The organism is Geodermatophilus obscurus DSM 43160, assembly GCF_000025345.1.
Taxonomy (GTDB): domain Bacteria; phylum Actinomycetota; class Actinomycetes; order Mycobacteriales; family Geodermatophilaceae; genus Geodermatophilus; species Geodermatophilus obscurus.
The window spans coordinates 2,408,768-2,422,590 of sequence record NC_013757.1 but is presented as its reverse complement, the minus strand read 5'-3'; the positions used below and the strand labels follow the sequence as shown (position 1 = coordinate 2,422,590).

Sequence of the window (13,823 nt, the reverse complement as noted above, 5' to 3'; positions counted from 1 at the left end):
GGATCAGCCGCCGGGGTGCACCACCCCGGCGCTGCCGCCGCCGCGCCGCACGGTCTCGGCCGCGGCCAGCAGCCGGCCGTCGGGCAGGAACTCCACGCCGGTGGCGGCCCCGATCTCCTCGACCGGCGCGAAGGCGTGCCCGCGTGCGGTAAGCTCGGCGCCGTACGCGTCGAGGAAGGCCGGCTCGGCGTCGGCCGTCGCGGCGTTGCGCTGGCTGGCCCGCGGGGCCGCGATCGCCTCGGCCAGGTCGGTGCCGCGGTCGAGGCGGTCCACCAGCGTCTGCAGCACGGTGGTGATGATCGTGGCCCCGCCGGGCGAGCCGAGGGCCAGCAGCGGCTTCCCGTCCTGCAGCACGATCGTCGGCGCCATGCTGCTGCGCGGCCGCTTGCCCGGCGCGGGCAGGTTCGGCTCGGGACGGGTCGGGTCGGCGGGCGCGAAGGTGAAGTCGGTCAGCTCGTTGTTCAGCAGGAACCCGCGGTCGGGCACGGTGATCCCGCTGCCACCGGTCTGCTCGATGGTCAGCGTGTAGGCGGCCACGTTCCCCTCGGCGTCGGCCACGGTGAGGTGCGTGGTGGACGGCCCCTCCGCGCCACCGTCGCCGGGAGGTGCGGCCGGGGCCGGGCACGGGCCGTACTCGCCGTCCGGGACGCCCGCGGGCACCGGCTTGGGCGCCGCCCGGTCCGGGTCGACCAGGCAGGCCCGCTCGGCGGCGAAGGCGTCGGAGAGCAGCTCGGCCAGCGGCACCTGGGTGTAGGCGGGGTCGCCGACGTAGGCGTTGCGGTCGGCGAAGGCCAGCGCGCTCGCCTCGAGGTAGGTGTGCAGGACGTCGACCTCCGGCAGCGCGGCCAGGTCGGTGCCCTCCAGGACGTTCAGCGCCTCACCGACGGTCGAGCCACCGCTGGACGGCGGCGCCATGCCGTAGACCTCCAACCCCCGGTACTCCACCTGCGTCGGCTCGCGCAGCGGCGCCTCGTACGCGGCGAGGTCGGACTCCTCCAGCAGGCCCACCCGCACCGGCGCGGCGCCGTCGGCCACCGGGGGCTCCTGGGCGGTGCGCACGACCTCCTCGCCCAGCTCCCCGGTGTAGAGGGCCTCGACGCCCTTCGCCGCCAGCAGCTCGTAGGTGCCCGCCAGGTCGGGGTTGCGGAAGACCGAGCCCACCTCGGGCAGCGCGCCGCCGGGGAGGAACAGCTCGGTGGACGACGTGAAGCGGCGGAACCTCTCCTCGTTGTCGGCGGTCTGCTCGCGGAAGGTCTCGTCGACGACGAAGCCCTCCTCGGCGAGCTGCGTGGCGCCCTGCAGCGCCTCGGCCAGCGAGAGCGTGCCGAACTCGTCGAGCGCCCGCTGCCACGTCAGCGGGGTCCCCGGCGTGCCGACCGACAGCCCGCTCGTCACCGCCTCCTCGAAGGGCAGCGGCTCGCCGTCCTCCCCGAGGAAGGCGTCGGCCCCCATCGCCTGCGGCGCGGTCTCCCGGCCGTCGATCGTGGTGACCTCCCCGGTCGCGGCGTCGTGGTACACGAAGAAGCCGCCGCCTCCGACGCCGGCCGAGTAGGGCTCGGTCACGCCGAGCGCGGCGGCCGCGGCGACCGCCGCGTCTGCGGCGTTGCCGCCCGCGGCCAGGACCTCCAGGCCGACCCGGGTGGCGTCCGGGTCGACGGTGGCGACCGCGCCGCCGGTCCCGACCGCGCGGGGCACCTTCTCCGGCGGCGGGACGGCGTCGTCCCCCGGTGCGGCGGCCGCGGTGCCGGCCGGGACGATCCCGATCAGGACGGCGGCGGTCAGGGCGGTCAGGGCGGTGCGTCGACGCGGCACGGGACTCCTCGGGCGTCGGGCGGTCGCGGGCCAGGAGCCCAGCCTGCCTCTGGCCCGGCCGGCCCGCCCGGCGAGCTGGACCGATCCGGCGCGACGGGACAGGATCAGCGGGTGAGCCGCATCAACGACGTCGGCGGCATGGTGGGCTTCCCGGCGATCGCCGAGGAGCCCGACGAGCCGGCCTTCCACGCCGACTGGGAGGCGCACGTCCTGGCCCTCAACGCCGCGCTGATCCGGCGCGGCGTCTACAACCTCGACGAGTTCCGCGACGCCATCGAGCGGATGCCGCCGGACGCCTACCTGTCGAGCTCGTACTACGAGAAGTGGTTCACGGCCATCACGACGCTGCTGGTCGAGAAGGGTGTGGCGACGGCGGAGGAACTGGCCGCGCGGGAGGGACTGGCCGGTGGCTGAGCGCTTCGCTCCCGGCGACGCGGTGCGGACCAGCACCGCCGACCCGGCGTGGCACACCCGGCTGCCGCGGTACGCCCGCGGCGCCGTCGGCCGGGTGGTCGAGGTCGCCGGGCACCACCCCCTCGCCGACGACCGGGCCCGTGGCCTGCCGGGGACGACGCGGGCCGTCTACCACGTGCGGTTCGCCGCCGCGGACCTGTTCGGCGACGGCGACCACGCCGTCACCGTGGAGCTCTGGGAGGACTACCTGGAGCCCGCCGACCCCTCGGGAGGGACGCCATGAGCGGGGACCACCACGGCAGCTCGGCGATCTCCGAGCGGGTCCGGCACGTCGAGGCGCTGCTGGAGGCGCGCGGTCTCGTCGACGAGGGCGAGATCGACCGCCGCATCGACGAGTTCCTCGCCGGCGGCTCGCCGGCCAACGGCGCCCGGATCACCGCGCGCGCCTGGACGGACCCGGAATTCCGGGACCGGCTGCTCGCCGACGCCAACGCAGCCATCAGGGAGGTCGGGCTGTCGATGGCCGGCGGCCTGCAGGAGCAGCGGCTGAAGGTCGTCGCCAACAGCGCGGAGGAGCACAACGTGGTGGTCTGCACGCTGTGCTCCTGCTATCCGATCGCGCTGCTCGGCCCGTCCCCGGCCTGGTACAAGAGCGAGGCCTACCGGTCCCGGGTCGTGCGGGACCCACGCGGGGTGCTGGCGGAGTTCGGCCTCGACCTGCCGCCGACGACGCGGATCAGCGTGTGGGACGCCAGCGCGGAGTCGCGGTACATGGTGGTCCCGCGCCGGCCCGAGGGGACCGACGGGATGTCCGAGGAGCAGCTCGCCGGCCTGGTCACCCGCAAGGGCCTGATCGGGACCGCCGCCGTCTGAGGCGCGGGGTCAGCCGGAGGAGCGCGCGCGCAGCTCGTTCTTCTGCACCTTGCCGGTGGAGGTCTTCGGCAGCTCCCCGTAGACGAACCGCTTGGGCACCTTGAACCCCGCCAGCCGCGACCGCACGAAGGCCGCGAGCTCCTCGTCGGTGACCTCGCTCCCGGGCCGCAGCGTCACGTGGGCGACCGGGACCTCCCCCCACTTCTCGTGGGGCTCGGCGACCACGGCGGACTCCAGCACGGCGGGGTGGGCGTCCAGGGCCCGCTCGACCTCCACCGAGGAGATGTTCTCTCCGCCGGAGATGATGATGTCCTTGCTGCGGTCGCGGATCTCCAGGTAGCCGTCCGGGTGGACGACGGCGAGGTCCCCGGTGCGGAACCAGCCGGGTCCGCCGTCGGGCCCCGGCAGCGTCGCCTTCGCCGTCGCCTCCTCGTCCTGGTAGTAGCCGAGCATGACGTCGTTCCCGCGGGCGACGATCTCCCCGATCGTCTCCCCGTCGCACGGCACGTCGGCGCCGTCCTCCCCCACGACCCGCAACGGCTGGGCGACCACGTTCGCGACACCCTGCCGGGCCTTGAGCTCGGCCTGCCGCTCGTCCGGCAGGTCGTCCCACTCGGGGTGCCACTGGTTGACCGCCACCGGCCCGTAGGTCTCGGTGAGCCCGTACAGGTGGGTCACGTCCATGTTCAGCGCGGACATCCGGGCCAGCAGGGTCGGGGTCGGCGGCGCGCCACCGGTCTGCACCGCGACCCGCGGGGAGACCGGGCCGGCCTCCGCCTCCTCGGCGCTGGCGATCATGGTGAGCACGGTCGGCGCCGCGCTGAAGTGGGTGATGCCCTCGGTGCGCAGCAGCTGCCAGATGCGGGCCGGCTCCACCCGCGGCAGGCACACGTGGGTCGAGCCGCCGGCCGACACCGCCCAGGGGAAGCACCAGCCGTCGCAGTGGAACATCGGCAGCGTCCACAGGTACTGGCTGGTGGGGCCCAGCCCGGTGTGCAGCGCCATCGCGAGCGCCTGCAGGTAGGCCCCTCGGTGGCTGTACATGACGCCCTTGGGCCGGCCGGTCGTGCCGGAGGTGTAGTTGAGCGCGAGCAGGCCCCACTCGTCGTCGCAGGGTCGCGCCAGCGGCTCGGCCGCGTCCAGCAGCTGCTCGTACTCGTCGGCCTCGCCGCCGGCCACCACGACCGGGATGCCGACCGCCGCGGCGACCTCGGTGGCGGTCGGGGCGAACGCGGCGTCCGCGACGAGGACCGCGGCGCCGGAGTGCTGCAGGATGTACTCCAGCTCGTTGCCCTTCAGCCGGGTGTTGAGCGGGACCAGGACGGCTCCGGCCCACGGGACGCCGTTGTGCACCTCGAGCATCGCCGAGCTGTTCGTGCACAGCGCGGCCACCCGGTCCCCGGGCGAGACGCCGCGGGACGCCAGCGCGCCCGCGAGCCGGCGGGAGCGGTCGGCGAACTCCCGGTAGGTGAACCGCCGGTCGCCGTCGACCACGGCGGTGCGCTCGGGGAACACCCGGGCGGAGCGCTCGAGGAAGGCGGTCGGGGTGAGCTGGGCGGAGCTGAAGGTCGCCACCTGGTCTCCTCAGGGCGCGGTGCGGACGGTTCCCGTGGGGATTGTCGGCACAGTCCGGCTCCGGCCGCTCCCCGACCACGCCCCCCGCCCGGCACGCTCCCACCGATCAGGTCTGCAGCAGCGCCCAGAGGACGCAGAGGGCCAGCAGCACGACGCTGACCACCCAGGCCGCGGACGCCGGTCCGCCGATCCGCACCTCAGACCATCCCGAACTGCTCGCTGTGCACCCGGTCGGCGGGGACGCGCAGCTCGGCGAGTGCGGACCGGACGGCCTGCACCGTCTCCTCGCGGGAGCACACGAAGTACTGCAGCGACCGGGCGTGCGGGGGCAGGTGCCGGGCCAGCAGCGCCGCGTCGATCCGGCCGCGCTCCCCCGGCCACTCCCCCGACGGGCGGCTGATCACGTGCACCACGGTCAGGTCCAGCCGCCCCCGCAGCCGCTCCAGCTGGCGGATGCCGGTGATCTGGTCCTCGCTGCGGTTCCCCAGGAAGAGCCAGACCGGACGCCGGTCGCCCTGGTCGGCGAGCGTGGCCAGCATGCTCAGGAACGGGGTGACGCCGACGCCGGTCGCGACGAGGACGTAGCCCATCCCGGGGTGCCGGTCGAGGGTGAACGAGCCGTGCGGACCGTCGACGTAGACGGTGTCGCCCACCCGCAGCCGGCGGATGGAGCGGGTGAAGTCGCCGACCTGCTTGATCGTGAACTCCACCCGCGGCCGCAGCGCGCTGGAGGAGATCGAGAACGGGTGGTAGGTCGGCGTGAAGGGCACCCGGCCGGGGAGGATCCAGGCGAACTGACCGGCCGTGAACGACCACGGGCGCCCGCCGTGCCGGTGCGCGGGCTCCAGGCCGACGGTCACGGCGCCGCCGGGCTCGGGCCACAGCTCCACCACCCGCCAGGGACGGCGCCACAGCCGCAGCGGCCTGACCAGCCGGACCCACACCGCCAGCCACAGGAAGGCCGCGGCGTAGACGGTCCACCCCAGCCGGACCCACGGCGCGCTCATCCAGTTGTCGACGAGGAAGGCGTGCACGAGGCCGGCCAGCACGATGGTGACGCCGAGGACCGAGTGTAGGACGTGCCAGACCTGGTACGGGATCCGCAGCGCCCGCCGCCACACCGACGTCACCACCAGCAGCGCCAGCGCGAGCACCGACAGCCAGGCGAACTGCGCCCGCAGCGGCGCGTCGACGACGTCGAGCAGCACCAGGTAGCGGTCGTCGGCGAGGAACAGCAGCGCCGGGTGCCCGAACGCGGCGAGGACGGCCAGCGCCGAGATCTGCCTGTGGTACCGCAGGACGGCGTCGATGCCGAACGGCGCGGTGGCGCGGGTGAACCGCGCGGCCAGCGCGAACTGCAGCCCCAGGACCGACAGCGCCAGGAAGCCCAGCGCCACCGACAGGTCGACGAGGAAGCCGCGCCCGGGCCGGACGGCGGTGAGGCAGAGGGCCAGCGGGGCGACGGCGAGCAGCGCGTGCAGCGCCGTCCAGCCCACCGCCCGCGCGCGGGTCGAGGGGGCGGCCCGGCGGGTCACCGGCAGCGGGGTCTCGCCGGTGAGGTCCGAGACGCGCGGCCGGGCGAGGACCGCGGTCACCGGCGGGCTGCCGAGGGCGTGCGGCGCCGGTGGGCAGGGTGGTGCATGGGGGCGTTCTCCAGTGCGGTCGGGCAGCGGCGCACCCGGGGCGCGAGCTCCCGGGCGGTGGCGTGCCCGGAGCTCGAGGCATCCGGGCGGCGGTCGTCCGGGCGACGGAGCGCTCCGGCGGGCCACCCCCGCGCCGCGCGACGCGGGAGCCCCGTGGCCCCCGCGGCGTGCGGCCCCCCATGACGGGTGGTGTCCGGACGAAAACTCTAAGTGAATACCGCGGAGGACCGTCAAGCCCGGGACGGGCCGGTCCGGGAGCTGCGCAGGTCAGCGCCGGGGGTGGATCTGCTCACACTCCTGCCCGAGGTGCCCCCGACGTGCGTGGCCCGGCACGTCGTGGTCACCTGGGGTCGCTGCGGGAGGTCGGGCGCGACGACGGGAGGGTGCCGTGGCACGGGTCCACCTGCTGGCGACCGGTGGCACGATCGCCAGCCGCCGCACCGACGGCGGGCTGTCGGCCACGACGCCGGCCGCCGAGCTGCTGGCCGCGGCCGGGCCACTGCCGGACCTCGAGGTCACCGTCAGCGACCTGACCACCGTGCCCAGCTTCGCGCTCACCGGTGCCGACGTCCGCGCGCTGGTCCGCGACGTGCGCCGGCACCTGGCCGGTGGCGTGGACGGCGTCGTCGTCACGCACGGCACGGACACGATGGAGGAGTCGGCGTTCCTGGCCGACCTGGTGCACGACGACCCGCGGCCGGTGGTCCTCACCGGCGCGCAGCGGCCGTTCGACGCCCCGGCCCCCGACGGCCCGGCGAACCTGACCGACGCGCTGCGGGTGGCCGCCGACCCCGCGGCCCGGGACCTGGGTGTGCTGCTGGCCTTCGACGGCCTGGTCTTCGCCGCCCGCGGGGTGCGCAAGGTCGAGACGCTGCGCAGCGCGGCCTTCGGTGCCCCCGGCCGCGGCCCGCTGCTGCGGGTGACCGGTGGGGCCGTCGTCCCACTGGGCCGCCCGCCGCGGCCGCCCGCGCTGCCGCTGGACCTGGACGCCGAGCTGCCGCGGGTCGACGTCGTCGCCTGCGCCCAGGGATCGGACGACGCCCTGCTGCGCGCCGCGGTCGCGGCCGGCGCGGCCGGGGTCGTGCTGGAGGCGTTCGGCGCGGGCAACGTGCCGCCGCCGGTGGCCGCGGCGGCGGCCGAGCTGGTGGCCGGCGGCGTGCCGGTCCTGGTCTGCTCGCGGGTGCCCTCGGGTCCGGTCGCGCCGCTCTACGCCGGAGGCGGCGCGAGCCTGGCGCGCGACGGCGCACTGTTCGGCGGGGACCTGAGCCCGTGGCAGGGGCGGCTGCTGCTGGCCGCCGCCCTGGCGCTGGACCCGGAGGACCCGGGGCGGGTCCTCGCCGGGCGGCTGTGAGCACCGACGGATCGAGAGGAGAACGGGCGTGGCCAAGGAGATCTTCGTGTCCTTCGGCGTCGACATCGACGCCGTCGCCGGGTGGCTGGGGTCCTACGGCGGGGAGGACTCCCCCGACGACATCTCGCGCGGGCTGTTCGCCGGCGAGGTGGGCGTGCCGCGCATCCTGGAGCTGTTCCGCCGCGAGGGACTGACCCAGACGTTCTTCTGGCCGGGGCACTCCATCGACACGTTCCCGGAGCAGTTCGACGCCTGCGTGGCAGCAGGCCACGAGATCGGCGTGCACGGCTACAGCCACGAGAACCCCATCGCGATGAGCCGGGAGCAGGAGTCCGCGGTGCTCGACCGCTGCATCGAGCTCATCGAGAAGCGGGCCGGCCGCCGTCCCACCGGCTACGTCGCCCCGTGGTGGGAGTTCTCCCCCGTCACCAACGAGCTGCTGCTCGAGCGGGGCATCACCTACGACCACTCGCTCATGCACCGGGACTTCGAGCCCTACTACGTCCGGGTCGGCGACAGCTGGACGAAGATCGACTACTCGCAGCCAGCCGACACCTGGATGCAGCCGCTGGTTCGCGGCCGAGAAACCGACCTGGTGGAGATCCCGGCGAACTGGTACCTCGACGACCTGCCGCCGATGATGTTCGTCAAGACCAGCCCGAACAGCCACGGGTTCGTCAACCCGCGCGACATCGAGCAGATGTGGACCGACCAGTTCGACTGGGTCTACCGCGAGCAGGACTACGCCGCCTTCACGATGACCATCCACCCCGACGTCGCCGGGCGGCCGCAGGTGCTGATGGCCCTGGAGCGGATCATCGCCCACATCAAGTCCCACGACGGCGTGCAGTGGGTGACCTTCGACGAGATCGCGCAGGACTTCCTGCGCCGCTCGCCGCGCACCGCCGCCTGACCCGTGTGCGGCGCCTGCGGCAGCGGCCGGGTCGCCGCACCGTGGGAGGACGTGCTCGCCGGGGCCGGGCCCGCGGCACGTGCCGCCCGGGCGGGTGCCGCCGTCCGGCTGCTGACCGGCCGGCGGCTGCGGGTCACGCCCTGGCGCGGCGGCTACCTGCTGACGACGGCCACGGGGGCCGCCCGCCCGGTGGCCTCGCTCGGTGAGCTCTGGGCGGCCGCGGGGGGACCGTCGCCGGCCCCCACGGAGCAGCACTGGGCGCGGGCGCCGGTGCCGGCCGGTTGGGACCTGCAGGCGGCGGCAGTCTGGGTGGCGGCGGCCGCTCGCGCCGGGACCATCGCAGCGGCCGAACTCCCCGGTGGCGTGGTGGAGTTCCGGGACGGCGGCGCGGCGCACGTCGTCCCCGGCTCCCGGACGGCGGAGGTCGGCGTCCTCGGGGCCGAGCCGGAGGCCGCGCTCGCCGACCTCCTCCACTTCGCGGCTGGCGGCTGACGGCGGTGCGCCGGATGCCCGTGGGCACAGGCCGCAGGTCGGCGCAGTCGGTGGCCCCGCCGGCCGCATCGGGATGACGTGGTCGCGGTCGGCTCACCCGGTCCGTTGGCCGCAGTCGGGGAGCGGCAGGTCCGGTCACCGGTGCTGAGGAAAGCGTCCCGGGCGGCGGGGGGTCGTGGGTCTCGGCGGGCTCGGGCCGACCCAGCGCGCCGAGCCGGGCGAGCAGCACGCGAACGTCGGCAACGGTGATCGGCTGCCCGTTGACCTCGCCGGGCCGACCGGCCGGCCCCAGGTGCGGTGACGTGCAGATGGGCGGTGACCGCCGGCTCGCTGGTGTCCCACGGCCGCCGGATCAGGTCGGCCAGCACCGCCGCGCGCAGCTCGCCGATGGGGCGGGTTCGCCATCGGCCTCGAGCATCGCCGAGCAGGGCCTGGCCTGCGGATCACTTGCGCCGCCACCTGTGTGTCCTCGAAGGCGGCTTCAGCAACACGGAGGTACGGCTGTCGCGGCCCTCTGACCGCGGTGGCGGTCCAGCTCCTCGATGGGTCGGTGGCCCCCACCTGCACCATCGCGCTCGTGGCGCATGGTGCGGTGCGGGCGCGTCCGTCGTCGTGGAGCTCCGCGACCGACCAGCTCGGCGGGACGAAGGGCTCTTGGGGCGGCCGAGGCCCGGCTGCCAGGGTCCTCGGAGAGGCTGCGAGGTCGCGTCGCGCAGGAGGAGTTGTGACCACTCCCGCCGAACGGGTCGAACGGGCACGGCAGCGGTGGAACGCCGGGGACCTGCCCGGCTACCTCCAGCTGTACGCCGAGGACCTGCGGTTCCACGGCGTGGAGCCGGATCCGATGGACAAACCGTCCGTGACCGGCTTCTACCAGCAGTTCTGGTCGGCTCTGGGGCACCGGGGCGCCCCAATCCGCAGCTGGACCTCCACGAGCGCCTCGTCGACGGCGACCTGTACAGCTGCCGGTTCGCCGTGTCCGGCGAGCACCGCGGCGACTTCATGGGCGTGCCCGCCACGGGCCGGCCCTACGTGTTCGAGGGCATCACGATCATGCGGTTCCGTGGCGACCAGGTGGTCGAGCGCTGGACGACCGCCGACTTCCTGGGCCTGCTCGTGCAGTTGGGCGCCGTCCCGGCCCCGGCCTGAGACGCCGCTCCGACCCCGCTTCTGGTGCAGCGACACGGGGGAACGACTGCCCCGCGGCGGTGGCTCCGTTCGCCTCGCTCGTCGCGCGGATGCGCCTGCACGTATGAATGGAACCCGAGTCGGCACACCACCGGCTTTCCGGCCATGAGGAACGCTGCGTCTGGCGACTCCCCGTCTCCAGAGTCGAAGGCCCCTCGCCCACTGCTCAGCAGGGTCCACGCCGCCGCTCCCGGACCCGCCGCGTGGGATATCCCTCCCCCGGCTCCTCCCCCGCGACGGACGTGCGGCACCACTGGGTCGACCCACGCCTCCCGGCCGGGGTGGGGCGCAGGAGCACGTCGCCGGCTCCTGACCGACGATGGCACGAGACCCGCACCGGCCTCCGAGTTCGAGGAGCCGCCCCATGCCCGCCCCCGGGACCCCGCTGGACCAGCTCGGCTTCCTGACCATCGGCACCTTCGACCCGGCCGACCCCGGGCCCGGGCACGAGGCCACGCTGGCGATGGTCGAGTACGGCGAGCAGCTGGGGTTCGACAGCGCCTGGCTGCGCCACCGGCACCTGCAGCCCGGGATCTCCTCGCCGGTCGCCGTCCTCGCCGCGCTCACCCAGCGCACCCGCCGGATCGGGCTCGGCACGGCCGTCACGCCACTGGCGTGGGAGAACCCGCTGCGGCTGGCCGAGGACCTCGCCACCGTCGACGTCCTCTCCGGTGGGCGGCTCAACCCGGGCGTCAGCGTCGGCCCGCCGATGCACTGGGACGACGTGAAGGGGTCGCTCTACCCGGACACCGCCGACCGCGAGGACTTCAGCTACGCGCGCGTGGAGCGGCTGCTGCGGTTTCTCCGCGGCGAGCAGGCCTCGACCTTCGTCGGCCGGGAGGGCGTCGTCGAGGAGTGGTCGGACCGCGTGCAGCCGCACGCGCCCGGCCTGGCCGGCCGGACCTGGTACGGCGGCGGCAGCCTCCGCTCGGCGCAGTGGGCCGGTGAGCAGGGAATGCACTTCCTGACCTCCAGCGTGGTCAAGGCCGAGGAGTCCGAGGACTTCGCGGAGGTCCAGGCCTCGCACGTGCAGGCCTTCCGGACCGCGAACCCCACCGGCCGGGTCTCGCAGGGCCTGGTGGTCATCCCCACCGACACCGCGACCCCCGAGCAGCGGGCGCGGTACGCCGCCTACGTCGAGGCCCGCACCCCGCGGACGACGGCGCCGCAGGGACCGGCCCGGATGCTCTTCGCCCGCGACCTGCTGGGCAGCGCCGAGGAGATCGCCGAAGCCCTCTACGCGCACGCCGGCTTCCGCGAGGTCACCGAGGTCGTCTTCGCGCTGCCGTTCGACTTGGCGCCCGAGGACTACGAGCAGATCCTGACGACCGACACGGCCACCCGGCTCGGCCCCGCACTCGGCTGGCGACCGGCGGCGTGACGGAGCCGCTCGTGCCGCCACCGGCGTCCCTCCTGTCCGGCGACGAACAGATCGCCGACCACCTGACGATTTCCGATCGCGGACCGGACGGTGTGCGTTCGTGGCACATCTGCGCGTCGGGATGCGCCGGAGACGCACATCGCCTTCACGACGCACGTGACGGTGCACGTCCGTGGCCCGTTGGGTGACGGAAGCGGGCCACCGGCGCACGGTGCTGCAGGTCATCGGCCTCCCGGCGACCGGCCGACGCACCCCCGGCGCGTCGGCCGGCGAGCGGCTCAGGCCATCTCGGGGACGTGCAGGTGGGCCATCGCCAGGTCGAACTCGGCGACCTCGGTGATCGTCGAGCCCATCGCCCGGCTGAACTCCTCGCGGAGCGCGGCGCCCTGCTCACGGGTCCGCTCCAGAGCGGCCCGGTCCTCGTAGGTCACGGCCGCCACGGCGCGGGAGCCGAGCCGGTCGACCAGCAGGCTGACGCTGCAGAAGCCGGGCAGGTCCTCGAGCCTCGGCAGCAGGCTCATCCGGAAGGCGTCGATCATGCCGTCGACCTGGCCGGCCGGGATGTCGACCCAGGTGGCCCGGACGCACGCCGCGTCCCCCGCCGGCCGGGACCGGTGCAGGACGGCGATCTCCCACTCGGCGATGTCGACGGTCTCGGCGCGGAGCACCTCGGCCGCCTGCCGCCGCGACTCCTGGACCTCGGTGGCGCTGGCCCGCATCGCGTCCTCGCTGGCCCACGCGGCGGTGACGATGCACCGCCCCGCCTCGCGGTCGGCGAGCATCGACATCCCGATGCAGCCGTCCATCCGCTGGACCCTCGGCCAGACGTCGTCCCGGATGAAGGCGATCCCGTCGTCGACCGCGCGCGGGTCGCCGCGGACGGTGGTGGTCCTGGCGTACATGACCGGTCTCCTCCCCGGCGGTGCCGGGTGGCACCGCCACGCAGGGGAATGTCCTCGCTCGCACCGGGGTCGGCGGCGTTCGAGGCGTCCCGTCGGGCCGGCCGGGACCGGGCGCGGCGCGTGCGGACCGTGCGCACGCCGCCGGGCACGCATCCAGCGGATCCCCGTCGACCGGTCGGGTGCAGGAGGCTGGGACCCGTGGCTGACCAGACCGGCGAGATCGTCCTCAGCACGGAGGAACTCCGTGAGGTCACCGGTTGTGCCGCTGCGGACGCGCAGGAGGTCCTGGAGGTCTTCGAACGTGCCCACCCGGCCGACTCCCGGCCTCGCGATGCGGTCGAGGCCGCGGAGGCGTTCGCCCGGGGCGGCGAACGCGGGAAGGCCCTGCGCGACACCGCGTGGGCGGCGCTCCGGGCGGCCCGGGACGCGGGCACCACGGCCGCGGGCCACGCCGCGCGAGCCGCGATGGCCGCGGCGTCAGCTGCGTACCTGCACCCACTGGCCGACGCCCACCAGGTCAAGCACGTCCTGGGGGCGGCGGCCCACGCGGCGAGGGCGGCCGAGCTCGCGGCGGGCGGTGATCGGGGTGTCGGCGCCGCACACGTCGAGCGGGCCCGCCGGCGCCTGACACCGGTCGTCGTCGGCGTGCTCAGCCGCTACCCCGCGGCACCGCCGGGCGGAGGGCGGGTCGGGGAGCTGCTCCGCGACCTGGACGAGGCCCTCCGCGGCTCCCGGCCCGTGCCCGACGTCCCTGCCGAGGACCCCTAGTCCACGGGACCGGGGCCGGCGGTGACCAGTACGTCGAGGGTCACCTCACCGGCCGTCGCGAAGGTGAAGGTGACCGGGACGGTGTCGGTGGGGTCGATCGGTGCGGTCACCTGCTCCAGCTGCATCCGCACGGCCTCGCTGACCGCCTGCACCTGGCCGCCGGCCGGCAGCTCGATGCCGTCGGCGCTCGGTGCACCGGACTCGTCGAGCAGCTGGACGGACTCGGCCGCAGGTGTGCTGACGCCGACGAGCCGGTCGGGCTGCTCGGCGTCGTTCGTGAGCACGCCGCGCAGCGGGACGGCGGCCCCGGCCCCGACGGTGTCCTCGGCGTCGAGGAAGACGTCGTCGAGCGACACCTCGCCGACCGTGCCGTCGACCCCCGCGACGTCCGGGGTCTCCTGCGCGGTCTCGGCCTCCTGCCCGGCGCCGCAGCCACCCAGGACCAGCAGGCCGACGGCCGCCCACGCGGGAAGGGGAGTGTGCCGCACGGACGCGGACGATCCCGCCACGA

14 protein-coding genes are annotated in these 13,823 nt (G+C 75.1%); 9 read left to right on the top strand and 5 right to left on the bottom strand.

Annotated features, from left to right (window positions below; translation table 11 throughout):
• Window positions 1-3: 3 nt before the first annotated feature.
• The gene (ggt, locus tag GOBS_RS11410; RefSeq protein ID WP_012948444.1) at window positions 4-1,812 is read right to left on the bottom strand and encodes a gamma-glutamyltransferase; all 1,809 of its coding nucleotides are present in this window, start codon (window positions 1,810-1,812) and stop codon (window positions 4-6) included.
• A 111-nt stretch (window positions 1,813-1,923) separates the two neighbouring features.
• Between ggt and GOBS_RS29505 the strand changes: the two genes are divergently transcribed.
• Genes GOBS_RS29505 through nthA form a run of 3 tightly spaced genes read left to right on the top strand, consistent with a single transcriptional unit; the run spans window position 1,924 to window position 3,099 of the window.
• The gene (locus GOBS_RS29505) at window positions 1,924-2,226 is read left to right on the top strand and encodes an SH3-like domain-containing protein (protein WP_049788229.1); all 303 of its coding nucleotides are present in this window, start codon (window positions 1,924-1,926) and stop codon (window positions 2,224-2,226) included.
• The gene (locus GOBS_RS29500) at window positions 2,219-2,509 is read left to right on the top strand and encodes an SH3-like domain-containing protein (protein WP_041241450.1); all 291 of its coding nucleotides are present in this window, start codon (window positions 2,219-2,221) and stop codon (window positions 2,507-2,509) included. Before GOBS_RS29505 ends, GOBS_RS29500 begins: the two co-directional genes overlap by 8 nt.
• On the top strand, window positions 2,506-3,099 hold the full coding sequence (gene nthA / locus GOBS_RS11395) for a nitrile hydratase subunit alpha (protein ID WP_012948443.1): 594 nt from the start codon (window positions 2,506-2,508) through the stop codon (window positions 3,097-3,099). Before GOBS_RS29500 ends, nthA begins: the two co-directional genes overlap by 4 nt.
• Before the next feature lie 9 nt (window positions 3,100-3,108).
• Here nthA and GOBS_RS11390 read toward each other — a convergent pair whose 3' ends face one another.
• Together GOBS_RS11390 and GOBS_RS11385 are read right to left on the bottom strand one after the other, a co-directional pair.
• The gene (locus GOBS_RS11390) at window positions 3,109-4,674 is read right to left on the bottom strand and encodes an acyl--CoA ligase family protein (RefSeq protein WP_012948442.1); all 1,566 of its coding nucleotides are present in this window, start codon (window positions 4,672-4,674) and stop codon (window positions 3,109-3,111) included.
• A 197-nt stretch (window positions 4,675-4,871) separates the two neighbouring features.
• Window positions 4,872-6,269: a ferredoxin reductase family protein gene (locus tag GOBS_RS11385; protein WP_012948441.1), complete on the bottom strand. Its 1,398-nt coding sequence runs from the start codon at window positions 6,267-6,269 to the stop codon at window positions 4,872-4,874.
• A gap of 436 nt (window positions 6,270-6,705) precedes the next feature.
• On the opposite strand from GOBS_RS11385, the gene GOBS_RS11380 reads away from it, so the two are divergent.
• From GOBS_RS11380 to GOBS_RS11360, 5 genes are all read left to right on the top strand, one after another.
• Window positions 6,706-7,668, top strand: coding sequence for an asparaginase (locus GOBS_RS11380; RefSeq protein WP_012948440.1), 963 nt, complete (start codon window positions 6,706-6,708; stop codon window positions 7,666-7,668).
• A 28-nt stretch (window positions 7,669-7,696) separates the two neighbouring features.
• A complete protein-coding gene (locus GOBS_RS11375; protein WP_012948439.1) occupies window positions 7,697-8,581 on the top strand; it encodes a polysaccharide deacetylase family protein in 885 nt (294 codons plus the stop codon).
• A 51-nt stretch (window positions 8,582-8,632) separates the two neighbouring features.
• A complete protein-coding gene (locus GOBS_RS11370; RefSeq protein ID WP_166487357.1) occupies window positions 8,633-9,073 on the top strand; it encodes a hypothetical protein in 441 nt (146 codons plus the stop codon).
• A gap of 387 nt (window positions 9,074-9,460) precedes the next feature.
• Window positions 9,461-10,222 carry an ester cyclase gene (locus tag GOBS_RS28775; RefSeq protein WP_243697738.1) on the top strand — a complete coding sequence of 254 codons (762 nt, stop codon included), beginning with the start codon at window positions 9,461-9,463 and terminating at the stop codon, window positions 10,220-10,222.
• Window positions 10,223-10,625: 403 nt separating this feature from the next.
• Window positions 10,626-11,642 (top strand): LLM class flavin-dependent oxidoreductase, encoded by a 1,017-nt coding sequence (locus tag GOBS_RS11360; RefSeq protein WP_012948437.1) that lies wholly within the window; start codon window positions 10,626-10,628, stop codon window positions 11,640-11,642.
• Window positions 11,643-11,920: 278 nt separating this feature from the next.
• Here GOBS_RS11360 and GOBS_RS11355 read toward each other — a convergent pair whose 3' ends face one another.
• Window positions 11,921-12,544, bottom strand: a complete 624-nt coding sequence (locus GOBS_RS11355) for a hypothetical protein (RefSeq protein WP_012948436.1) — start codon at window positions 12,542-12,544, stop codon at window positions 11,921-11,923.
• A 198-nt stretch (window positions 12,545-12,742) separates the two neighbouring features.
• On the opposite strand from GOBS_RS11355, the gene GOBS_RS11350 reads away from it, so the two are divergent.
• Window positions 12,743-13,312 (top strand): putative immunity protein, encoded by a 570-nt coding sequence (locus GOBS_RS11350; RefSeq protein ID WP_012948435.1) that lies wholly within the window; start codon window positions 12,743-12,745, stop codon window positions 13,310-13,312.
• Here the strand turns inward: GOBS_RS11350 and GOBS_RS11345 are convergent.
• Window positions 13,309-13,800 carry a copper chaperone PCu(A)C domain-containing protein gene (locus GOBS_RS11345; protein ID WP_012948434.1) on the bottom strand — a complete coding sequence of 164 codons (492 nt, stop codon included), beginning with the start codon at window positions 13,798-13,800 and terminating at the stop codon, window positions 13,309-13,311. The genes GOBS_RS11350 and GOBS_RS11345 overlap by 4 nt on opposite strands.
• Between the last annotated feature and the right edge of the window lie 23 nt (window positions 13,801-13,823).

Coding starts and splice junctions, on each gene's coding strand:
- nthA (WP_012948443.1), top strand. CDS start 2,506: ATGAGCGGGGACCACCACGGCAGCTCGGCGATCTCCGAGCGGGTCCGG.
- GOBS_RS28775 (WP_243697738.1), top strand. CDS start 9,461: ATGGGGCGGGTTCGCCATCGGCCTCGAGCATCGCCGAGCAGGGCCTGG.
- GOBS_RS11360 (WP_012948437.1), top strand. CDS start 10,626: ATGCCCGCCCCCGGGACCCCGCTGGACCAGCTCGGCTTCCTGACCATC.
- GOBS_RS11355 (WP_012948436.1), bottom strand. CDS start 12,544: ATGTACGCCAGGACCACCACCGTCCGCGGCGACCCGCGCGCGGTCGAC.